Genomic DNA, 21,539 nt, shown 5'->3' with positions numbered 1-21,539 from the left:
GTCTTCTTAATAAGAAGTCTCACCAGAATTACATTAGAAGTAAGGACGTATGAGATGAGTATTCTTCGCACCAAGTCTGTAGAGCAGTCTATCAAAGACACCGAAGATGGTGAGCATCAGTTAAAAAGAGAGTTAAAGGCGCTCGATCTACTCGTATTTGGTATCGGTATGATTATTGGTACAGGTATTTTTGTACTGACCGGTATCGCGGCCGCCACTAAAGCAGGTCCCGCCATAGTACTCTCTTTTGTTGTCTCTGGTATCACCTGTGCATTTGCCGCGCTCTGTTATGCAGAGTTTGCCAGCTCGGTCCCCGTGGCAGGTAGCACCTATACCTTTGCCTATGCCTCACTGGGCGAGATCGTTGCCTGGATTATTGGATGGGATCTATTACTAGAAGTTATTGTAGGAGCCTCAGCGGTATCGGTTAGCTGGGCTAAATACTTCAATACCATCCTGCACTATATCGGCATTCAACTTCCCACCTCATTGACTGGTGGGCAGCCCGTCATTGCCGGTTTAAACATCAATCTGCTGGCAACATGCATTGCCCTCTTACTAACAATTGTAGTAACGATAGGCATTCGTGAAAGCGCCCGCTTCAACCTGGTCGTAACATCGATCAAGCTTGCTGTAGTAGTCTTCTTTATTATCTTTGGTCTCTTCTTCATCAAAGCCGCCAACTGGGTACCCTTTATCCCTCCGGCTGGTCCAGCCCCGCATCCAGCTAATGCCGGGAGCAGCAACGGATTTCTGGACCAGCCCCTGATTGCCTTGATACTGGGACAACAATCAGCCTTTGGTTTCCAGGGCATCATCACCGGTGCGGCTGTGGTCTTCTTTGCCTACATCGGTTTTGAAATAGTCTCAACCACCGCCGAAGAGACGCGCAATCCACAGCGCGACATGCCGATTGGTATTCTAGGATCGCTGTTAGTCTGTACGGTACTCTATATCGCCGTTTCCTTTGTATTGACCGGCATGGTCTCTTACAAACAACTCAATACCGAGGCCCCGATGGCGACCGCCTTTACGCTGGTTGGACAAGGATGGGCCGCTGTACTGGTATCGATTGGCGCGATCTGTGGCCTGACATCGGTGATCATGGTACAGTTACTTGGTGCCAGCCGTGTCTTTTTTGCTATGAGCCGTGATCGCTTACTACCAGCATGGTTTGCCAGGACGCATCCACGTTTTCGAACGCCTTATCGCATCAATATTATTATTGGTTGTCTGGTAGCTATTATTGCGACCATCACCCCCATCCAGGAACTGGCCGACCTGGTCAACTATGGAACGCTACTGGCATTCATCCTGGTATCAATCGCAGTTATCGTATTGCGCCGCAGGAATCCTGACCTGCCGAGAGCCTTTCGGGTCCCCTGGGTGCCACTGCTGCCAATCCTCTCTGTCCTTTGTTGTACTTATCTATTAATTAGTCTACCAATAGTTACCTGGATACGGTTTATTGTCTGGTTAGCGATTGGTTTTGCCGTCTACTTTTTATATAGCATGCATCACAGCCGTCTGGCTGCATCAAATATCGAGGATCGTAAAGAGGCAGTTAGTAGAGGATGAAAAATAGCGGGCAACAAACAAATGGTTTGTTGCCCGCTATGCCGTGTATGTACTGACTACTTATATAATCTCGATTGGAGACTAGTAGCCGCAGCAGCTGCTACCACCGTAGTAGCAAGGGTCGCCACCGTCGAAGCCGTAGCCTCCACCGTACCAGGAACCACCGTCGTGGTTGTAGCCACCATACCAGGAACCACCAGAGTGGTGGTGATGACCACATCCGCCGTCGAAGCCAAATCCGCCGCCGAAGCCAAATCCGCCATCAAAGCCGCAAGGATCCTGTGGGCAGAAACCGCCATTAACGGTAGCAAGGGCACTATCTGTCAATTCCAATGAACCGATTGGGCTCTGTGGCAACTGGGCGCGCTCCTCACTACTGAGGCTCTCCTGATACTGGGCGTCTTTCCATGCACGTGCAATGTCAATACTCATAATCGGTATTACCTTTCTTTTTCAAAAAAAACAATTTGTGGTATCGCAGTCGAAGATAAGTAGATGGAATCGTGTATGCCCATACATTTATAAATGGACCAGGATTTATAAAGTACATGAACGACATCCACAACTCTTGTACTTATTTCGTTTTTTCTCTACGAATTTGGATACCTAAATGCATTATACGAAGGGAAAAAACAAGCGAGGGCTAAAAATATAGATGGAAATGTATAGTTTTTAAGATAAGATGACGGGAATGCAGATTATGTTCAGGGCGTGTGAAAGAAGCTTCACAGTGAGTAGAATGGCTTTTTTGAGAAGAAAAGTAATTCTAAAAGTGAAATGAGCTAATTTTCGGGCCAGTTTGATGAATTTGCACCAATTTTTGCCAATTTTTGAAAATGAATAAGATTTTAGCAATTAAAGCCGTATAAGAGGTTTAGAATAGTATTATGTATTAAAGATACAAATATATGGATTATAGAGCCGCCGAGAACTCAATATTGCGGCGGCTCTATAATCCATATTTATAGTTTGGTACTCTGGGAGGTCATGTGGAGATTGTAGTGGGCAAGTTCTGCGAAGAAGGGGGCTACGGGTATGCATACTTCAGGTCCGAAGGCACCATGCGATGAAATGGTTCCCTGGCCTAGCATATGGCCAGCGATGGCCAGAGGAACGCCCGTGTCGAGGGCACCTGCACTGATGCTCCAGGGAGTATAGGGCAAGGCCACGACCTGGTTAGTGATCTGGACAGGCTGATTATCCTGCCTGCCCGTAACCACCACGCGTAGCACATCACAATCCTGTGGCTCTACCTCTTCAGCAGGTTCCAGTTCAAGCAGACGGGCCAGCACTTCTCGCGGCGACACCTGGACTCCCTGTACTTTGATTGGCTCAGCCTTACCAAATCCAAGTTCAACTAAAAACGTCAGCTTGCTGACAAAGTCACCTGGAAAAGCGATCTTGAACGAAACATGGCGCAAGCCTTTTTCCCGGAAAGACAGTGGAAAGGTGGCGCATTCAGAGTGTAGCGAGTAGATAGCGGTGGCCTTACCTACGGGAGGCGGAAAATCCAGTATTTCCTGACCTGAAAGGGGGCGCTGGGCGATCCATGCACCATCCTGATAAACTTGAGGCTCTTTGGTAAATTCATCCAGAATGGTGCGAATGGAATAGGGGGCAACCAGGGCAGCATTGGATGGTGTTTGATCGCTGCACCCCAACTGTACTTTGATGCTATCTACCTGATCAAGCTGGTCAACGGCAGCGCGAGCCAGGAGATTGGTAATACCGGGCGTACCACCAATGCCCAGGATCGCTGTGATGCCAGCCTGTTGTGCTGCGGAATGCAAGTCTAATTGCTGACGAGAAACATGAAACAGGCCGCCAAGGTCCGCATAGTGAATGCGTTCCGCCAGGCAAGCCTGCATGACCAGGGTATTAAAGCGGTAGTCGGCGGCATTGAGCGCAACCGTGCAGCCTTGCAAGAGCGAGCGCAGCTGTGTCTCATTTGTAACATCAACCTGGCGGGCCACGACGCGTGTAGCTTCAAGTGAGGACGCTAGTTTCCGCGCCCGTGCTTCATCGTAATCAGCAATAATAATCTGCTCAATATCAGGATACTCTGTCAGAGCACGGACGGTTATCCGTCCCATCGCGCCTGCACCACCCAGAACTATAATACGCATAGCGGTATCCCTTTCCTGATAACTAAAAAGCTGTTAAAAACCATTGGGAGCGTCCCCAGAGCTTGCTAGCTAATTTTCGGCAGGCGGCATCGCCTTTAATATAAGCTGCCTGTGTTCTTGGCCATGGAGGACTTGCAGGGTGAGGGCATCTCCATGCGAGGCCAGCAATTGTTCATATAGGCACTCAATAGAACGAATCTCCCTCCCATTGGCCGCGATAATCAGGTCACCCTCTTGCAGACCGGCTTCCGCAGCGGGACCTGGTATAGAGACGTTCTGTACCAGCAGCCCGGGAATATCTGGAAGGCCAGAAGCGCGGCGTAATTTTCTAGCGATATGGGCAGGTGCCAACGACGCACCAATCCAGTGCGTAGGATGCTGTGGATCTTCAGGCGCAATCTTATCAAAGCTGAGCAGTAGAATGCGTAATAGATCAGCTAGCTGAGTGCGCTCTTCCTGATTTAAAGCGGAGAGCAAGCGATCCTCATTGGCCAGGTGCAGTGGAGCCACCTGCTCAAAGAGCCGTTCACCAGTTGTCGTCAGGCGCACCAGCACTCCCCGCTGGTCTAATGGATCGGGCAAACGCTCCACAATGCCATCGCGTTCGAGCCGATCAATACGCACACTGATCGTTCCTCCCGTTAACTGGAGCGCATCCATCAAGGCCCGTTGTGACAATTGATACGGCTTGCCGGCACGACGCAAAGTAGCGATGACCGCAAAAGATGGGCCGGTCAGGCCAAAGCGCTCATAAATGGCCGCAATTTCAGAACGCAGATAGACCTGAAGTCGTTCCAGGCGGCTGATAATCGCGATTGGCGAGACAGGGAGAGCTGGCAATTCTTTTTCCCAGCCTTCAAGTACCCAATCGACATGATCTTTTAAATGCCGGGTTGAGGTCGCCTGAAGATTGCTTGCTTTGGCATCAGGCGTTGTGCCATTGGAGGTGTTCTCCTGGGATGGTTCTGTCTCCTGCATACTTCACCTGTATTTGTAGTGATTAGTTCTGTGCTTGAACGATGGAATGGCTGAGTGTTTCTGGTAGCTTAATAATATCACATGGCATATCGGAATAAATATTTGAATTCAAACGTTGTATTAAAATGAAAGGCGAGTGGGCAAAATAGGGAGAGCAGATGCTGAACTATTGTAGCGCACTCAATATAAAATTTCGGAGAAGATATGATGGCAAAAGAAGCATTGGTCATTGCAGTACTAGGTGCAGGTAATATCGGGAGAACGCTGGGCAAAAAGTGGAGCGAGGCAGGGCACCAGATTCATTTTGGTGTGAATGATCCTGCTGGCAAGAATGCTCAGATCGTACATGCCGAATTTGGTGATCGCGCCACGGTTGGTACGATCGCAGAGGCGTTGCAGGGGACCCCGCCGTGGTATTGATTGCTTTGCCCGGTGGTGCCGTAGAGCCAGTAGCGCAAGAATATGCAGCCCAACTTGATGGCCGTATCATTATCGACGCCGCCAATCGTGTCGGCGAAGATTCAATGCATAATCTGGGCCATTTTCAGAAATACACACCACAGGCCCAACTCTATCGCGCATTTAACTCGCTTGGTTGGGAAAACTTCGCGGAACCCGATTTTGATGGTATCCAGTCCGACCTCTTCTACTGTGGAGTAGATGGTGCATCCCAGGCGACGGTCGAGCAACTGATCACAGATGTCGGCTTACGACCAATCTATCTGGGCGGGATCGATAAGGTCGAGCTACTGGATGCTGTCGCATCCCTCTGGTTTGCCCTGGTCTTTGGTCAAAAAAAGAGTCGTCACCTGTCCTTCAAAGTATTAGGTATCTAGTTTAAATTTGACTATACAAAGGGGAGAAGATCATGACGGATACAACACTCAAAAACAGTGGCTCACATCATGCTGCAATTGACACCACCCGTACCCGACCTTTCCGGATCTTACAGGTGGTAGCCAACCCCAGCACATCTACGACCACTGGCTGGCCAGTAGGCTTCTGGGCGGCCGAGCTCTCACATCCATATTACGAATTCACCGAGGCCGGCTATGAAGTCACCATTGCCAGTCCTAATGGTGGCAAAGTTGAAGTCGACGCGTTGAGTGATCCCCGTGACCCCAGTAAATGGTCGGCCGATGACTTGATTAGCATGGGATTTCTCTCCACCCCAGAGTTGATGGAACTGCTAGAGAACACGCCCCGCGTGGCGGACGTTGATCACAGTTCGTACGACGCGCTCGTCATCAGCGGCGGACAATCGCCCATGTTTACATTCCGCGACAACCAGGACCTGCACAATGCTATTCGCACCTTCTATGAAGCGGAGAAGCCAGTCGCCGCCTTCTGTCATGGTGTGGCGGCCCTGGTGGATGCAACCCTCTCAGATGGTAGTTACCTGGTCACTGGCAAAACCGTCACCGGGTTTGCCAACGTAGAGGAGGACTACTCAGACAAAGCGGCTGGCGTCAAAATCATGCCCTGGCGGCTGGAAGACGCACTCAAGGAGCGAGGGGCGAATTATATCCAGGCTGGCCTATTCAAGCAGTTCGCCATTCGCGATGGCCGCCTGATCACAGGTCAGCAGCAATACTCCGGACGCAAAGTCGCGCAACTGATTATTGCCGCCCTTGGCCAATAATCAGATTGCTAGCTGCTGGAAGCTTTTTCAGAGTTGACATGAACCCTGGGCACTGCTCATACGTATACGTAGACGTAACGTCCAATGTAAAACTGGTTTGCCAGATTTGATAGAAGAAGCAAGAATACGTATCTGTGTGAAAGGACCTGCTCAATGGACGCAAAGAAGCCACCAGTTGGCAAAACACTGGCATTGATGTATGGAATTGTTGCCTCATTTGTAACCGTCTATGTGGTAGGAGGAATACTCCTCGATAAAGTATGGCGCAAATAATTGTAGCAAATTCATGCCTGTGATAACAGAGGAGCCGGCTTACCTGAATATGGTGAGCCGGCTCCTTTATAAAACACGTCCTCATCATTTTTTTCTGATGATGACCCGAAAAATGGCTAGGCAATAAACTCGCGCGCAAAGCGCTGGAGTGAAGTCAACTGGGTAGCATCAGGGAAATTAATAAGCAGTTCATGCACACCAGCCTCTTCGTAGGTCTGAAGGCGCTGACGAATAGTATCAAGGCTACCAACGAGCGTACTATTAATCGCATCTCCAAAGCGAGCCTTCATCATAGGAGGAACCTTAGCCAGGGCCTCCTCATCGGTCTCACCAATAATGCAGATCGTTGTCGCTGTACGATGGATACTATTATAGTCGCGTCCAATCGCTTCACAATGCTGTCGCAGCACCTCAAATTTATGTTTCAAGGTCGGGATATCGCCGTTGACATTACAGGCATCGCCATACTGAGCCACCAGCTTGAGGGTCACTTTTTCACCACCACCACCGATCAGCAAAGGAATATGTGGTTGCTGAACCCCTTTCGGTTGATTGATCGCGCCATTGATATGATAGTATTTGCCCTCAAATACAGCCTCCTCCTGGGTCCACATTGCTCGAATCACCTGGACAGCTTCGCGCAGCATGCGCAAACGCTCAGGTGCATCAGGATAATCATAGCCATAGGCACGATATTCATGTTCATACCAGCCAGCGCCGATACCGAAATTCAAGCGACCATGACTCAGGACATCCACCGTACTGGCCATCTTTGCCAGCAGGGCGGGATTCCTATAGCCGTTGCATGACACCATCTGACCGATGCGTACCCGTTTGGTGTCGCGGGCCAGCGCGGCCGTCGTTACCCAGCACTCAAATGTCACTTCCTGGGAAGGCTGGGGGATAGTATGAAAATGGTCTACCAACCAGACAGAATTATAACCAGCCTCATCGGCTGTTTGCGCTACACGGGTCATGGTTTCATACGCTTCAACAGGATCTTTGATATGGGCCAGATCCATCGTCCAGCCCTGTGGGAGTGAAACGCCATACTGCAGTGCCATAATAGAAAGAACCCCTTTCTGCGAAAACGCTGTACACAACTAAGTAACCTGTAAAAGGTAAGAGGAGTGAGAACGCGATTGTAGATAGGCTGAATGACAGGAAATATGCAGTTTCCTGATATCAACTCCCTTTATTGTAGTACATATTAAGATGTACGTGGGGTATTTTCGACCCCGAAAATATGAGGTTCTACACAATAAGATCGGGTGCGAGGCTTGCCCCTGCTTCGTTCGTTCCTGCTTGAAAACAAACAAGAAACACGACTTGTATAGGTTCGGCCCTCAGCGGCCGATTGCCGCCCCGGTAGGGCGGCCCCGTATCCCAGCGCCAGGGTGCCTCGTGGCATGACCTGTTCCTCCACGCGGTGTCCAAACACGGACCATCCTTTTGGGCACCGCGTGGGCCGAGGTGTCAGAGATAAGCGAACCGCGTGGTGAGGATACCGGGCCGCCCTACCGGGGCGGCAATCGGGGACAAGCCCCGAACCTATACAAGTCGTGTTTCTTGTTTGTTTTCAAGCAGGAACGAACGAAGCGGGGACAAGCCTCACGCGTACAGATCATTGTTATTGTTGCGTCCGATGTATTGCTTGATTCTTAGTAGTAAATTATTTTCTGGCTCTCTCGCATGAATATAAATATATAAGCTATAATGATAATAGCGATATTGTATTCATGGATAAAAGGGGAGATATAAAATGCTAAATCTTTCTATCTCTTACAAGATGCTGGTCAGAATTGTAGGCATATTATTGCTTTTTTATGGCCTCTTCCTGGTCTTTAGTGCGTTGCTGGCACAAACCAATATGAGTGGAGATCAACCATACAGTGGTCTGCTACTTTTCTGGGATACTGGTAGAATTCTCTCATATATCTTCTATGGATTTCCTCTATCCTGCTTGCTGTCTATAAACCTGTGCTGGCGCTGTTAAAGAAACTCTGTATACGGCCTGCTACTTTGAACCCGTCAGGAATGGAAATGTCGGAGATGATGCGGACCAGGGATTAGCACAAAGCAGATATGATGTGTTGCGATGGGAGTTTGAAATAATTTTCTGGAGGCAATGCCGATGCAGCCATTTCATGATTTTTCGGCGCGGTCTTTGATTGAGGTGATTGAGGCCAATACACGCGAGTTCTTGCTGGCGCTGGGAAGGCTGGGTGGTGGTGAAGATCTTGATAGAGCGGACAGGCAGTGGATCATCGGGGGATCTCCACTTGCCTATCATAATTGTGTGGTCCGTGCGTGCTTGACGGAAGAGACAATGGATGAGGCTATTGTGAGCTCGATCCAGCGATTTCAGGCTTATAACGTGCCGGGTTCATGGCATGTTGGACCCTGGATGCGTCCGGAAAATCTTGGCGAGCGACTTGTTGCGCATGGTTTCACTCACGAGGGCAACGAGCCAGGGATGGCTGTTGACTTGCTGAGGCTCAACGCGCACATTTCGACACCTCAGGGGCTCGTCATTGAACGGGTGCGTAATGAGCAGGACCTGGAAGTGTGGACACGCACGCTGGCCATGGGGTTTGGAGAGGGCGAGATCGAGGCGAACTGGGTTGGAGCCATGTATCACAAATCCGGTTTTGCTGAGGATGGGTTGTGGCACCATTACCTGGGCAGGTGGAATGGGGAGCCAGTGGCCACCACATCACTGTTCCTGGGCGCGGGTGTGGCAGGGATCTACTTTGTCTTTACGATCCCGACCGCGCGCCGCCAGGGTATTGGTGCAGCCATCACGTTTGCCGCCTTGCAGGATGCCAGCAGGCGCGGCTACCGCGTGGGTATATTGGGGTCATCTTCAATGGGATATCCAGTCTATCGGCGTCTGGGTTTTCAAGAATACTGTCAGATCGAGATGTATGAGTGGACACCCAGAGAGAATGGCCCTTTGTTTGCTTCTCAATAACATTACGCTTGCTTTTAAGAACGTAGTATTTTTCTTAGAATGTGTTCGAGGGTTTGAGTTGGATGTGATGGCATGGAATGGGTGCGCCAGGCAATAAAGCCGTCGGGGCGTACTAATACTGCCCCGGTGGAAGCGATGCCGTAGGCTGAGCGGAAGGCGCGTTCTGGATCGGTGTAGGTTTGCTTAGCGCCGATGCCATAGATCGCAAGTGGAATATCCAGCTTATTTGCGACACTGGTAATGGCTTCGGACCAGATGGTGCTATCTGGTGTGAGTAAAACAAAGCCAATACCAAAGAGATCGAGGGTTGAGAGGCGTTCATCCTGGTATGCAAGCCAGATGTGCGGGGCACGTGTCCCGGGATGTCCCGAGGGCGTATTTTCGAATAGCGGAGCAGGGGTATCGTCTTTGGTAATGATAGCGGTTGAGCGATAGCGATAACCATTGACCACGCTAAAGCCGGTGGGTTGTGGTGCGTCTGGAGTCAAGCGTACGCGGTCTAATAGCCTGGAAGCGCTAGCAATAATTATCTCGCGTTGAGCATGTTGTGGCAGACGATAGGCATATAACCCAAGGGAAACACCCACAGCAAGATCCGCTGCCGGTTGACGTTCGGCCTCGTAAGTGGCGAGCAGGGAGGGAGCAGCCTGTCCTTTGAGGACCATAGCCAGTTTCCAGGCCAGATTGTGGGCGTCAGCAATCCCGGTATTGGCCCCAAAGGCTCCCATGGTCGTCATCACGTGCGCGGCATCACCCGCCAGAAATACCCTGCCAGCCTGGTAATGTTCAGCGACCCTGGCGGCTAATTCCCACTGGAGCGTGTTGACTAGCTTGACAGGCCAATCAGGGACACCAATGGCGGCATGTACCAGTTCCAGGCAGCGAGCTTCCGATAAAATAGCTGCTTCATCCGGGCGAAGATGGGCCAGCAAGCCCCAGTTATGAGCATATGACTGTCCCATAATACCCTCTACAGTTGGATTATTGACGAAGCAGAGTGTAATTTTGCGTTGCGGTAGCAGCTCGCTAAGGTCAGTCTGAAACAGGATACTTGCCCAATGTCCCAGCGTACCATAGCCATAGCTATTGATCTCCAAATGCTGGCGTATCGTGCTACGATTACCATCCGCAGCCACCAGGTAGCTGGCTCGTACCTGGTATGCGCGGCCAGTCGCGAGCTCTTTGAGTTGCGCAACCACGCTATTCGCATCCTGCGTAAATGATAATAGCTCTGTGCCAAAACGAATATCACATCCTGCCGCCCTGGCATGGGCCAGCACAATCGGCTCAAGTTTGTTCTGCCCAATCATGGTTCTACGGGTAGGACTGGTGAAAGGATCGGGTTGCTGGTACTGCTGCTTGACAATCTGTTCAGTCGTATCGACGACAGCGCCGGCCAGGCTTTCGACGCGCAGACCCATTTCGCCCAACTCTGAAGGGGGTGTCTCTGTTTGTAAAATAGGAGACTCCAGGCCTACCTGGCGAAATAACTCCATTGTACGCGTATTAAAGCTGCCGGCGCGAGCATGGATTGAAGTATTGCTGTGGCGCTCAACCAGCAGGCATGGTATGTTCTGTTTGGTCAGAAAGAGGGCTGTGGAGAGGCCGACGATACTTCCTCCAACAATAAGGACTGGTATGTCTACTGGATTGATAGCTGTTTGTGTGCTCATCGTGTTTGCTCCAATCTGCCTTTAAATGATTGATAGGTATAGATGAGCAGTATAAGGTGCAGCAGGGTGATATGGCATCACCCGTGCTGGTGAAATTTGTAGGTTGTTTGGGGGTGATTTGCTTCTTTTTTTATGGGAAGTGTGTTATTGCTGTGCGGGCGTGCGCATACGCGCCCGAATCTTTTTCTTATTTGGTGCAAAAATTGCGCATTGCGCAATTTTTGCACCAAATAAGAAAAAGAGCGGCGGGAGCGAAAGCTTATGTGGGGAGGGCGTGGTGGCGAGAGGGGGAAGATACATGCTTAGAAAAGACGGCGCCGTTGAATGGTTGTTTGGAGTTCGCGGCGGCTATGTATGCCGAGTTTGCGATAGATGCTACGTACCTGGGTCTTTACCGTATTGATGGTGACGATCAGCTCGCGGGCGATTTCTGGATAAGAGAGATCTGCCATCAATAGACGCAGCACTCGCTGCTCTTGAGGTGACAATGTCTGCGATGTGTCAGGCAGCGGCGCGGGTGTTGTCCGTAATGGGCCAAAGGCCTGGAGCACAGATTGTAAGTAGCGAGCAAGGGCTGGCTCGTATATTTGCCGCTGGAGTGAGCTCAGCAAAAGTGCTGCGATCTCTCCCTGGTCCAGGAAAAGGCGAAGATAGCCCTCAGTGTGGGTGTGTATGAGTATTGTTTGTAGTGTCTGGCGGACCTGCAAGGAGCGACGTTCCGAGTATTGTACACGGGCCATCAACAATTGGATCTGCAGCACTGTACGTCCATGCCCGTTTGCTTGATATTTTTCTTGTAGTCTGGAAAGAAGCGCAGTGGCTGCACGATGATTTTCTTGTACTACCAGCAGATGGGCTTGAAGCAGTTCGCGCTGCTCCTGAATGTAGACCGGGACGGCCGGAGCCCGGGCCGTGATGGGAGCGAGCTGTTGTTCGACTGTGGTTGGATTGTCAGTGAGCAGCAAGAAATGTAGCTGGCAGAGTTTCACCTGATAGGACAGCGGCTGCTGATCCGGAAGACGAGCTAAAAGGGAAATCAGACGCTGTTGCACCTGGCTTTTCTGGTCACGTGCATAGGCAATACGTATTAAAATCAGGGCGGCCTGTGTCTGTAATGTCTGATTTTGTAGCTGCTCGCTCAGTGCAGTCGCTTCCTGGGCGGCTCGCTCGGCATCTTCTAGCTTATTCCACTCATAGAATAAATGTGCCTGACCAAGCAAAGCAGGGGCCAGGTCCTCTAGATCTCCCAGCTCTCTGGCCTCCCGTACAACTTCTCGATAGCATGAATCCGCCAGCCGCAGTGCCCCTGTTCAAAGTACACCATACCCAATGTCAGGGTACAGCTACGGGCTCCATGGGGATGATGGAGGGCCTGCCAGAGTGCCAGCGCATTTTGTAGTGTTTTTTTAGCCTGTATGAGTTGGCCAGCATAAAGTTCGCCAGCGCCCAACAGATTGAGGCAGACACCTCGCCAGTGCCTGGCCTCAGCAGGCAGTTGTCGTAATGCCTGCCGAGCATAATTAGTTGCCTGTTCAATGTTACCTTGCCAGATCGCATGTTGGGCACGAAAGGCAAAGACCTCTCCCAGGCGAGCCATATTGTCCTGGGTACGCCAGCACTCTTCGGCGTGAAGCAAGAGCCTTTCGATATTCGCCAGTTCGGCACTTGCCGGGGGGAGCGGTGCAAAGCTTAGCGAGAGCACCCTGGCGTAGCACAGGCAGAGCAAAGGATGGAGATAGAGTACATCATCAGGTAATTGCTCCAACCAGCGGCGTAACGTATGAAACTCTTGCAGATCATCAAAACCCTGTAGGGCTGGCAACTGTACCATGATTTCCGCTGCCAGCGCCATTTCCTCGGCCTGGAACGCGGTTTCGATGGCTTCGGTAAACATATGTTGCTGTTGATACCAGGCACTGGCCTTGCGAGCAATATAACGCAATTGATCCAGACCAAGGCGGCGCCTGGACTCTGTACGCATTGCTTCAGCAAAGAGGGGATGGTAGCGATACCATTGTCCCGGGCCCTCCAGCTGTTCCAGAAACAGGCCGCGCCGTGCCAATGATTGTAGGAGTGATGCGCTATTATGCCGATTAGTCATAGTGTCACAGAGGGCAGGGGTCAACCGATTCAGCATACAGGTTTGCAGCAGGAACAGCTGGAGCGAATTGGTGAGCGTATTAAGGACCTCGTCAATGAAATAATCCTGTAAAGGCCGATGGTTGCGCACAAAGTTTGTCAATTGCTCTTCAACTGTCTGCTGGGTATGAGCTTTTTGTAGCGCGAGCGCAAACAGACGCAGGCCAGCGGCCCAGCCTTCTAACTGAGTGTCCAGTTGCTCAAGTAGCCGGGGGGTCAGCAGCCTGGGGAAGAGAGGTTGAAAGAAGGCGGTTATTTCTGCTGGCGTAAAGCGCAGCTCGCTAGCCTCTATTTCGCACAGTTCACCATGGACCCGCAGTTGTGCCAGAGGAAGTGACGGAGTGCTACGGGTGATAATGACGAGATGCATCGTGTCGGGAAGGTGGTCAAGTAGAAATGTCATTGTCTGATGAATAGGTGGTGAGGTGATCAGATGATAATCCTCCAGTACCAGCATGACTTGTTTCTCAATATGTACCAGTTCATTGAGGAAGAGCGTGAGGATGGTTTCCAGGAAATGTGTCTCACGCAGGTGCTGTGGGGTGAGTGCCAATTGTTCAAGGGCACTCTGTCCTAGATGATCCTGAAAAGCCTGGCATGCTGTAAGCACATAACGCCAGAAGCGCACCGGATCATTGTCATTGCTATCCAGGGATAACCAGGTGAGGTGTGGAAAATGGTTTTGATTCTTACGGCTGGCCTGCCATTGACTGATCAGAGTGGTCTTACCGCTGCCAGCCGGTGCTGAAAGCAGGATTAGACGGCGTTCCAGACCGGAGTCGAGTAAGGCAAATAAGCGTTCGCGCGGTACCAAAGATGAAGCAACGTGTGGCAGATGAAATTTTGGTTCAAGCAAAGGAGCAGGCTGCACACCCCGCAGTTCTAATCCTACCTCCTCTAACCGAGGGATGGTGACATCGGCGCTCTTCCCCAGATAGCGCTTGACGACACGCTTACCCTGACGTTGATAGGCATACCAGTAGCTTTCACCAGTATTCTTGCGCGTCTCTTTCAACACATTGAAGTGATGCTGCTCACCCTGAAAGGAGAAAGAGGTATGCGTATCCAACCAGGCAAACCAGGAGGGTTCATGCGTAGCCAGCAAAAAGTGGTCACGCTCAAATAGTTCGTAGCGACAATGTAGCCCCGACCATTTTAGAGTAAAGCGAGCAGACTTAGGCATGGCTCATCCTCTCATATTGCTCATTTTGTTCCCCAAAGCAATCCCTCTCTAAGAGTATAAAAGAGAGTAACAAGCCACGCAAGCCAGCATGAGAATTGTATTCTCACATAATAAGCTCTTATTTGGGAAACATAAAGGGGTGAAATCAACATAATTCTATCTCCAATATTGGTGCCGTTGTGTTGCAATTCCGCAGGTTGAGATGTAGAATTTTTAGTGACAGACAGAGAGATAGAAGATAGAAATTACATCTGATCTAATACCAATGTCCTGTAAGCATCGCAGTATTGATAAAGGTAAAATACAGTGCTGTGATGGAATCAAACGGTGGTACAAGCTATGGTGTTGCACTGGCGTAAGTGAACACCTGCATCTTCATATCAGACAGAACTGATATTACCCATCTAATAACAAGTGTATATCCGTGTGCGCTATACACGCTCTCATAGGTTCCGGAGTAGATAACGCGATCATTTCCCCAGCTAAACGAGGACGAGTTGATGTCCTGCGCCATGTGGCGTAAATACATAAATAATGTACCACTATAAATAGATCAACAAGTAGATTGATCAAAAGACAAACACAACATTTTTGATGTCCCATTTGCAACTACAGATGAGGGTTGTAGTTTTTCATGTCATACGGAACCATACGCACAAACCAGACGTTGCTTTTTTTTGCTTGCTGTTTCACGTTTATCGCAAATGGACTACTGGGGGTACTGCCCGGGGCAAGCTTAGTGATTTTAGCACAGAATACGCATATCGCAACGAGCACAGCCGGACTCATTTTCACGGTAAGTTCACTAGGAACAATTATCGCAGTTATAGTAAGTAACGCATTGATTAGAAGAGTTGGATCAAGAGTGATCGTAATGACTGGCCTGGGTGGTTTAGTCATTGCTAGCGTCTTGATCCCATTAGCCAGGCAATTCAATGTCTGGCTTGGAGCCGAGATGCTCCAGGGTATGAGCGCAGGGCTCATAAATATTGGTATTGCCATGACCCTGACGCTGAATTTCGGAGACAAGCTAGGTGAAAAATTGAACATGCTGCACGGTTCAGTCGGCATCGGCTCATTGCTGGCACCGATTTTACTGTCGTATGCATTGTCATTAGCGGGCAGTCCGCTACTGGCATTTCTTGGTACAGCAGTCACAGGCCTGCTGTGCTTTATGACATTTTACGTCTTACGCTTTCAAACAAAACCAGTTCTGGTGACCGCCAGCACCGGGGCACTCGTTGCCCCCCGGCACTCATGCCTGATAAGCCCGGGCAAGCATTCAAACAGACCTTACTCTGGTTTATCGCCTTGCAGGTCTGCCTCTATGTCGGGGCTGAATCTGGTTTTAGCAACTGGGTAGTGACAGCGATCAGCCAGGAATCTAACATCAGTGTCCAGATGGCAACGCCAGCGGCCACACTGTTCTGGGTCGGCATAACTGCCGGACGGCTGTTGGTAGCACGCTTAATGAAGCGAGGCCATCTCACCAACGCCCAGTTGCTCTACATCAGTATGCTTGGTGGAGGCGCTTGCGGCGTCTTATTGATCGCCTGCATGCATGCACCGATCATCTGTTTCATCGCCAGCTTTGGTGAAGGGCTCTTTCTGGGACCGATTTTCCCAACCTTACAGGCCATCGCCACCCGGCGCTTCGACCGGGTACCGGCCCTGGTATCCAGCGTAGTTATGGTTAGCTCAGGCTTTGCAGGAATGACTATTCCATTATCAATTGGAATGCTCATCCCATTCATGGGTGCGCGCGAGAGTATGATGATACCCGCGCTCCTGTGTTTGCTCGTAGCCTTCCCTTACTACCTGGCCAACCAGAAAGAACAGAAGATTGTCGCCTATCGGCAGCAACAACTGGAGCAGGTTGAGCAGCCCATTTACGAGCTTCCTACCATTCAGTTACCGATAGTCGAAAGTGTAGCATAAGCAATTTTAAAGACACATACAAAGAGCTGAAATACAAAAAATGTATTTCAGCTCTTTGTATGTGTCTGATCCTCATGATCTTTATGATCACAGCGCACTTTTTGCACCACACAAGAAAAAAAGCTCGGGCGCGAGCGCACGTCCGCGCCTTTGCATCGGCGCGCCCGCACCTGTTTTATTATGCAGTGTGTGAAATGCTTCATAATGCATTTCACACACTGCATAATAAAACAAAGAAAGTGTTATGCTGAAAGAACTGTTAACATTTTGTCAGTACCAACGATAAATAAGCAGAAATAAAATTTGAGGAAAGAGATGCATCAGATAGATAATAAATCATCCTTCGATGCCTCACCAGTAGCGCTACTGTATGACCGCTATGCATACATTATTTTGCGTATCGTGTCACGTTTCGCACAATCGCAAGAAGATGCGCATGATTTGGTACTGGACGTATTTATCGCGGCGATGGAGAAGCCAGTATGGCTCAACTGGCCCGAAGCAGAACAGCTGGCCTGGCTGCGGCGGATTGCGCATAACAAAGGCGTAGACCACTATCGACACCGTGTCAACCACCCGGCGCAATCCATTGATGATGAACAATTTACTCCGTTTCTCTATGAAGATGATGGGCGCATGCCTGAACATGTAGTTTTACGCAATGAAGAACATGCACTTCTAAGAGAAAATATTTCCAAGCTCTCTGAACTACAGCAAGAGATTGTGCGACTGCGTTTTGGGCATGGTTTGCGCTCAAAAGAGATAGCACAACGGCTGAACAAAAGTGACAATCTTGTACGCGTCTTATTATCGCGTGCCCTCAACTATCTACGCGGCATGTATCAGCAGCAGGAAGGAGAGCAAAGATGAGACAGCCTGAAGATCTGTTCCCCCCAGAAACAATCGATGAGCAGATTGCATATCTGACCAGTCGACAAGATCCACGCTGGGTGGCGTTGACCGAAGACAGCGATCTGCAAGATACCCTGAATGCACGCCTGATTCATGATTTACAAAATTTTGCACAGGATGATAAGCAAAGGCTAGAGCAAACAAGGGCCCGCCTGGCTGCTGCCTACGAAGCGTATAGCGCAACTATGCATGTGCAAGAAGATAATACCAGGATTGCAGAGCAAGAAACGTTGAAGATAGCTGCCCAACCATCTATACAATCAGCGATGAACCCGCCACAAAGGACTAAACGTCATGGTAGACAACGCAGGGTAACCATTCTTTCAGGGTTAGTCGCCATCCTGGTACTGGGTAGCATGCTGGCTATCTTTGCTGTGAATAATGCGCATCCGGGCAATCGAGTGGTTGCGAAACCAACTACAACACCTACAGCCGTAAAAAAGCCCACACCCGCTGGATTCTATACAGTTTTTAACGAAAAAACCGTGGTGCGTCTCGATACCAGCGCTAAAAAACTTATCTGGTCTTATGACTTGCCTTCATCTGAAGCGTTTTCCAGTGGTATGGTCGTGGATGGAGACACAGTCTATGCTACGGCAGAGAATGAGGTTTTTGCTATAGATGCAACGACGGGTAAAGTCCGTTGGGATCAATTGATGCCCGGTGTATTAAAAAGTGGTCCACCGCTAGTGTGGAATGATAGATTATACGCAATAGCCGCACGGGGAGAGCTCTATGAGCTACGGCCAGGAAATGGCAGCCTCCTGCACACCTATCCACTGCCCTTTGGTGCTAAATTCAGCTCCTATACTGATCATAATATCTTTTATGTGGTAGGTATGACAGAGGTCGCGGCCATTGATTTGAGCACCGGGCAACAACAATGGAAAAGGCGGCTCACCAGCGATGCAAATACAGTCATAATAGATATCCAGGTTTCCGATGGCATCATGCTGGTAAGGTTCTCTAAGCGGACAGGCTTAGAGGGGGCATGCAGGCTTTTGATGTGACGACGGGAGAGAACTTGTGGACAGCGGACCCATTAAGCAGAGCCGGTTACATAGATAGCCTGCAGAACGGTATTGTTTATTATAGTGCGTCAAATACGAAAGTGTTGCACGCTTATAATATCCGAGAGCGCAAAGAACTCTGGCAGAAGCATCTAGATGATGCAGTCTTTGAGATGACTACCTTAAATTCGAATACCTTGCTACTCAAGTTAGGTGAGTTTGTGCTACAAAGCGATAACAGCTATACGCAGCACATCAAAGGGTTAGTCACGATTGATCTACAGCAGGGAAAGACGAAAGGGCAGTATCCAGATCCCCAGCAGCAAGCCAGTAATATAGAGCTTATGACCTGGCCGGTGACTGTGCGGCGCGATGGCACATTTGTTTATATGAATCTTAGCGGTGGAACCTCAACGCAAGCTCTAACTTATACATTTACCGGCTTCTCACCCACCTGTAAACAGCTCTGGCAAGTAAGCTTTGCATATTAAAATCTGTACAATGTAAAGAGATTATGCGCACCAATGTTGGTTGCCGAGAGACATAGCCCGGCAGCGTCGACACTGCCGGGCTATGTCTCTCGGCGCTATATGAGGAAGTCGATTTGATTTTAGCGGGAAGCATAGTGTACGATAGCAAAACTATCATGATCTCCCAACGTAGTAATAAGCGATGGATTCAATGTAGTAGTAACGACCAGGTAATGAGTGTGGCCCTCTCGAAAGGCAAAATGCATGTTCAGGTTTTTATTCAAAGGGCGGCAGTCAACAACACCCCAACAAGTAGGCATCATGCCTGATCTGGATGAAATGGAGCGCAAAACTCGGCTCGAAGAAGAAATTCTGGGCAGGCGTACCCAGAAAGAAGCGTTACAGGAGGCCCAGCGCAAGAGCGGCGCTCTGAAGCTAGGAGATACTGAAGCACAATTAAAGCGTGTTTCAGAAGAGGTCACCATTGAAGCCGCCTACAGAAAAAGGAATATCAAGCCAGGTTAGAGCATTGAAGCGAGCCAATAGAAGCGCAAATATGCCTCTTGCACCTATTGGATGAAGCAAGGTATAATTTCAAAAAATCGCTGAAAAGGAAACGCTGCATGTTCAAACATTATTGACGCTGACACGCCGTATGGCACATAAAGGTACAGCCTCAACTCAGCAGTATATTAGCTACTGAGCAGTATTTTTGTTGTATATCCGCAACCTCTCCAATCCGGATTCCCCTGCCATGTGTAGAGCTGCCAGCATCAATTCGAGCTCCCCCGCAACCTCTTCCACAATTAGTGGTTAAAAATCTGGGATTTTCTCGCTAAAAATTGCCCATAGATCAGATCATAAAGCTGGTAATGAAGAGGAGAAATAGTTTTGTTTAGCATACCTGAAAAATTTGCCAATTTCATGCTTACCCAATTTGGAGAGGAAGGCCGCACCTGGCTGAAGAGATTACCAACCATCCTGGCTACCTACGAAGAACGCTGGAATGTAACCATTGGTGAGCCGGTACCCAATCTGTCATTCAACTATGTCGCGCCAGCGGTACGCGCTGACGGCAGCGAAGTCATGTTGAAAACTGGCCTGACCGACGAATTTCCCGCCCAGCCACAGGCCCTTCAGCACTTTGATGGCAAAGGGATGGCGCAGCTACTGGCCTATGATGAATCCGAAGCGATCATGCTGATGGAACGCCTGAAGCCAGGCCTCTCCTTGCGTGTAGTAGAGGATGACGAAAGAGCGATCTCGGCCGCGGTAAGCGTGATGCGCAAATTATGGCATCCATTGTCTGAGCAACATTATGCATTTCCCACCATTGGCGATTGGGGCCAGGCCTTCGCCGAGCTGCGTGAGCAGTATCAAGGCGGAACTGGTCCGATCCCGGCCCAGATATTTGATAAGGCCGAGAGGCTCTATCAGGAACTCAGTGCCTCTATGGCCGAGCCTGTCTTGTTGCATGGAGATCTGCACCAGGACAACATTCTATCCTCGGAGCGTGACACATGGCTGGCGGTGGACCCCAAAGGGGTAATTGGTGAGCCTGCGTTTGAGACCGGGGCTATATTGCGTAATTTCTGGCCCGATATCCTCTCGATCTCCGATCCCAGGGCACTGACTGTACGGCGTATAGACCAGCTAGCGGCCGAACTGGGCTTTGACAAAGAACGTATCCATAGCTGGGCACTTGCCCAGGCAGTCCTGTCAGTCATATGGAGTGTAGAAGATACAGGGAAGTTGGAATACGAAGGGCTCTACTTTGTGAACCTATTGAATGCTATTAAAATGTAATAGAAAGGGTGTTGTGTTGCGCAAAATTAGATTTTGCGCAACACAACACCAGTAAAAAAAGCATTATTCTGTAGCGTGATCGTGTGTATGTCCACGTATAGCGAGGTTGTTTATTGGTGTGTTGCTCGCGTTAAAAGAGGAGGTGCAAATGTGGAAAAGCAGCGGTCGTTGAAGGTTGTACCTATAGGTTTTCTTTATGATATGCTTTAGACATGAGCCACTGTGCTCATCTAAGCGAGAATCTCGTGAGCTTTGAATATGTTCCCGCCTGGTCGTAGATGACATACATTATGTCATCTAGTTCACAGACTTTATTTACAAACAAGTTTTAAAATAGTCATAGGCCTGAGAGAGTGTCAGACACACTTTTCCCTGGGGCGTTTACGCGCCCCTGCACAGGCGTCCGCATGCGCGGCCGCCCCTGTTTTATTTATTGATGCATAGGGGGCGCATTCGCGCCCCCTATGCATCAATAGGTGGAAGCTATTGTGAGCGCTCAAGAAGCCATATACGTGGTGCGAAAAGTGAGCGAATGGCCCCTATGCATCAATAGGTGGAAGCTATTGTGAGCGCTCAAGAAGCCATATACGTGGTGCGAAAAGTGAGCGAATGCGCCCCCTATGCATCAATAGGTGGAAGCTATTGTGAGCGCTCAAGAAGCCATATACGTGGTGCGAAAAGTGCGCCCAGCGCACTTTTCGCACCACGTAAGAAAAAACGTGCGGGTGCGTCAGCGCATGCTCGCACACGAGCGACGCGCTTCCCATGCTAATGGGAATTTGTATATGTGTGCCTTAGGCATGAAAAATCATGATATTGCGTGAGCAGCGTTGTGGA

The 21,539-nt window shown here is 49.8% G+C and carries 18 protein-coding genes and 2 pseudogenes; 13 read left to right on the top strand and 7 right to left on the bottom strand.

From position 1 onward, the window contains the following. Positions 1–54: 54 nt before the first annotated feature. Complete coding sequence (locus EL645_RS28720; protein ID WP_126555022.1) at positions 55–1,578, top strand: amino acid permease; 1,524 nt, start codon at positions 55–57, stop codon at positions 1,576–1,578. 81 nt (positions 1,579–1,659) lie between these two features. On the opposite strand, the gene EL645_RS28715 is transcribed toward EL645_RS28720, so the two are convergent. The 3 genes from EL645_RS28715 to EL645_RS28705 all read right to left on the bottom strand — a co-directional run bounded on the left by EL645_RS28715 (position 1,660) and on the right by EL645_RS28705 (position 4,682). Continuing rightward, positions 1,660–2,010: a mersacidin/lichenicidin family type 2 lantibiotic gene (locus EL645_RS28715; protein WP_218032111.1), complete on the bottom strand. Its 351-nt coding sequence runs from the start codon at positions 2,008–2,010 to the stop codon at positions 1,660–1,662. A 530-nt stretch (positions 2,011–2,540) separates the two neighbouring features. Beyond that, positions 2,541–3,704 (bottom strand): saccharopine dehydrogenase family protein, encoded by a 1,164-nt coding sequence (locus EL645_RS28710; RefSeq protein ID WP_126555018.1) that lies wholly within the window; start codon positions 3,702–3,704, stop codon positions 2,541–2,543. A 69-nt stretch (positions 3,705–3,773) separates the two neighbouring features. Next, positions 3,774–4,682: a MarR family transcriptional regulator gene (locus tag EL645_RS28705; RefSeq protein ID WP_126555016.1), complete on the bottom strand. Its 909-nt coding sequence runs from the start codon at positions 4,680–4,682 to the stop codon at positions 3,774–3,776. Between the two features lie 204 nt (positions 4,683–4,886). Here EL645_RS28705 and EL645_RS28700 point away from each other — a divergent pair, with 204 nt between their 5' ends. The 3 genes from EL645_RS28700 to EL645_RS28690 are packed head-to-tail and all read left to right on the top strand — an operon-like array spanning position 4,887 to position 6,324. Beyond that, positions 4,887–5,102: an NAD(P)-binding domain-containing protein gene (locus EL645_RS28700; protein WP_126555014.1), complete on the top strand. Its 216-nt coding sequence runs from the start codon at positions 4,887–4,889 to the stop codon at positions 5,100–5,102. Beyond that, positions 5,093–5,518 (top strand): hypothetical protein, encoded by a 426-nt coding sequence (locus EL645_RS28695; RefSeq protein ID WP_126555012.1) that lies wholly within the window; start codon positions 5,093–5,095, stop codon positions 5,516–5,518. Before EL645_RS28700 ends, EL645_RS28695 begins: the two co-directional genes overlap by 10 nt. Positions 5,519–5,550: 32 nt before the next feature. Next, the gene (locus EL645_RS28690; RefSeq protein WP_126555010.1) at positions 5,551–6,324 is read left to right on the top strand and encodes a type 1 glutamine amidotransferase domain-containing protein; all 774 of its coding nucleotides are present in this window, start codon (positions 5,551–5,553) and stop codon (positions 6,322–6,324) included. 389 nt (positions 6,325–6,713) lie between these two features. On the opposite strand, the gene EL645_RS28685 is transcribed toward EL645_RS28690, so the two are convergent. Further along, the gene (locus EL645_RS28685) at positions 6,714–7,661 is read right to left on the bottom strand and encodes an LLM class F420-dependent oxidoreductase (protein WP_126555008.1); all 948 of its coding nucleotides are present in this window, start codon (positions 7,659–7,661) and stop codon (positions 6,714–6,716) included. A gap of 698 nt (positions 7,662–8,359) precedes the next feature. Between EL645_RS28685 and EL645_RS28680 the strand changes: the two genes are divergently transcribed. Both EL645_RS28680 and EL645_RS28675 read left to right on the top strand, forming a co-directional pair. After that, positions 8,360–8,593: a hypothetical protein gene (locus EL645_RS28680; RefSeq protein WP_126555006.1), complete on the top strand. Its 234-nt coding sequence runs from the start codon at positions 8,360–8,362 to the stop codon at positions 8,591–8,593. Between the two features lie 138 nt (positions 8,594–8,731). Continuing rightward, positions 8,732–9,571 (top strand): GNAT family N-acetyltransferase, encoded by an 840-nt coding sequence (locus EL645_RS28675; protein WP_170207751.1) that lies wholly within the window; start codon positions 8,732–8,734, stop codon positions 9,569–9,571. Between the two features lie 14 nt (positions 9,572–9,585). Here the strand turns inward: EL645_RS28675 and EL645_RS28670 are convergent, their stop codons facing one another. From EL645_RS28670 to EL645_RS46360, 3 genes and pseudogenes are all read right to left on the bottom strand, one after another. Continuing rightward, positions 9,586–11,244 (bottom strand): FAD-dependent monooxygenase, encoded by a 1,659-nt coding sequence (locus EL645_RS28670; protein WP_126555002.1) that lies wholly within the window; start codon positions 11,242–11,244, stop codon positions 9,586–9,588. A gap of 302 nt (positions 11,245–11,546) precedes the next feature. Continuing rightward, positions 11,547–13,753: pseudogene (locus EL645_RS46365) on the bottom strand (winged helix-turn-helix domain-containing protein). Beyond that, positions 13,748–14,566: pseudogene (locus tag EL645_RS46360) on the bottom strand (DUF6788 family protein); the annotation flags it as partial. The pseudogenes EL645_RS46365 and EL645_RS46360, both read right to left, overlap by 6 nt. Before the next feature lie 634 nt (positions 14,567–15,200). On the opposite strand from EL645_RS46360, the gene EL645_RS28655 reads away from it, so the two are divergent. From EL645_RS28655 to EL645_RS28625, 7 genes are all read left to right on the top strand, one after another. Continuing rightward, positions 15,201–15,929 carry an MFS transporter gene (locus EL645_RS28655; RefSeq protein ID WP_126554999.1) on the top strand — a complete coding sequence of 243 codons (729 nt, stop codon included), beginning with the start codon at positions 15,201–15,203 and terminating at the stop codon, positions 15,927–15,929. Continuing rightward, the gene (locus EL645_RS28650) at positions 15,929–16,504 is read left to right on the top strand and encodes an MFS transporter (RefSeq protein WP_246035612.1); all 576 of its coding nucleotides are present in this window, start codon (positions 15,929–15,931) and stop codon (positions 16,502–16,504) included. The genes EL645_RS28655 and EL645_RS28650 overlap by 1 nt, the downstream gene beginning before the upstream one ends. A 315-nt stretch (positions 16,505–16,819) precedes the next feature. Further along, on the top strand, positions 16,820–17,374 hold the full coding sequence (locus EL645_RS28645; protein ID WP_126554995.1) for an RNA polymerase sigma factor: 555 nt from the start codon (positions 16,820–16,822) through the stop codon (positions 17,372–17,374). Further along, a complete protein-coding gene (locus tag EL645_RS28640) occupies positions 17,371–18,426 on the top strand; it encodes an outer membrane protein assembly factor BamB family protein (protein ID WP_126554993.1) in 1,056 nt (351 codons plus the stop codon). Before EL645_RS28645 ends, EL645_RS28640 begins: the two co-directional genes overlap by 4 nt. Next, complete coding sequence (locus EL645_RS28635) at positions 18,408–18,917, top strand: outer membrane protein assembly factor BamB family protein (protein ID WP_126554991.1); 510 nt, start codon at positions 18,408–18,410, stop codon at positions 18,915–18,917. The genes EL645_RS28640 and EL645_RS28635 overlap by 19 nt, the downstream gene beginning before the upstream one ends. Positions 18,918–19,160: 243 nt before the next feature. Beyond that, on the top strand, positions 19,161–19,421 hold the full coding sequence (locus EL645_RS28630; RefSeq protein ID WP_126554989.1) for a hypothetical protein: 261 nt from the start codon (positions 19,161–19,163) through the stop codon (positions 19,419–19,421). A 366-nt stretch (positions 19,422–19,787) separates the two neighbouring features. Continuing rightward, positions 19,788–20,702, top strand: a complete 915-nt coding sequence (locus EL645_RS28625; RefSeq protein WP_246035611.1) for an aminoglycoside phosphotransferase family protein — start codon at positions 19,788–19,790, stop codon at positions 20,700–20,702. The last annotated feature ends 837 nt before the right edge of the window (positions 20,703–21,539 follow it).

Source organism: Dictyobacter kobayashii, from assembly GCF_003967555.1.
GTDB lineage: Bacteria > Chloroflexota > Ktedonobacteria > Ktedonobacterales > Ktedonobacteraceae > Dictyobacter > Dictyobacter kobayashii.
Note: the sequence above shows the minus strand (reverse complement) of the source record. Positions and strands in the feature narration are given on the sequence as shown.

Bases quoted from the DNA above. Each gene is read 5' to 3' on its own strand.
- EL645_RS28720 (WP_126555022.1), top strand. From the start codon at position 55: ATGAGTATTCTTCGCACCAAGTCTGTAGAGCAGTCTATCAAAGACACC.
- EL645_RS28715 (WP_218032111.1), bottom strand. From the start codon at position 2,010: ATGAGTATTGACATTGCACGTGCATGGAAAGACGCCCAGTATCAGGAG.
- EL645_RS28710 (WP_126555018.1), bottom strand. From the start codon at position 3,704: ATGCGTATTATAGTTCTGGGTGGTGCAGGCGCGATGGGACGGATAACC.
- EL645_RS28705 (WP_126555016.1), bottom strand. From the start codon at position 4,682: ATGCAGGAGACAGAACCATCCCAGGAGAACACCTCCAATGGCACAACG.
- EL645_RS28700 (WP_126555014.1), top strand. From the start codon at position 4,887: ATGATGGCAAAAGAAGCATTGGTCATTGCAGTACTAGGTGCAGGTAAT.
- EL645_RS28690 (WP_126555010.1), top strand. From the start codon at position 5,551: ATGACGGATACAACACTCAAAAACAGTGGCTCACATCATGCTGCAATT.
- EL645_RS28685 (WP_126555008.1), bottom strand. From the start codon at position 7,661: ATGGCACTGCAGTATGGCGTTTCACTCCCACAGGGCTGGACGATGGAT.
- EL645_RS28680 (WP_126555006.1), top strand. From the start codon at position 8,360: ATGCTAAATCTTTCTATCTCTTACAAGATGCTGGTCAGAATTGTAGGC.
- EL645_RS28675 (WP_170207751.1), top strand. From the start codon at position 8,732: ATGCAGCCATTTCATGATTTTTCGGCGCGGTCTTTGATTGAGGTGATT.
- EL645_RS28670 (WP_126555002.1), bottom strand. From the start codon at position 11,244: ATGAGCACACAAACAGCTATCAATCCAGTAGACATACCAGTCCTTATT.
- EL645_RS28655 (WP_126554999.1), top strand. From the start codon at position 15,201: ATGTCATACGGAACCATACGCACAAACCAGACGTTGCTTTTTTTTGCT.
- EL645_RS28645 (WP_126554995.1), top strand. From the start codon at position 16,820: ATGCATCAGATAGATAATAAATCATCCTTCGATGCCTCACCAGTAGCG.
- EL645_RS28640 (WP_126554993.1), top strand. From the start codon at position 17,371: ATGAGACAGCCTGAAGATCTGTTCCCCCCAGAAACAATCGATGAGCAG.
- EL645_RS28635 (WP_126554991.1), top strand. From the start codon at position 18,408: ATGCAGGCTTTTGATGTGACGACGGGAGAGAACTTGTGGACAGCGGAC.
- EL645_RS28630 (WP_126554989.1), top strand. From the start codon at position 19,161: ATGTTCAGGTTTTTATTCAAAGGGCGGCAGTCAACAACACCCCAACAA.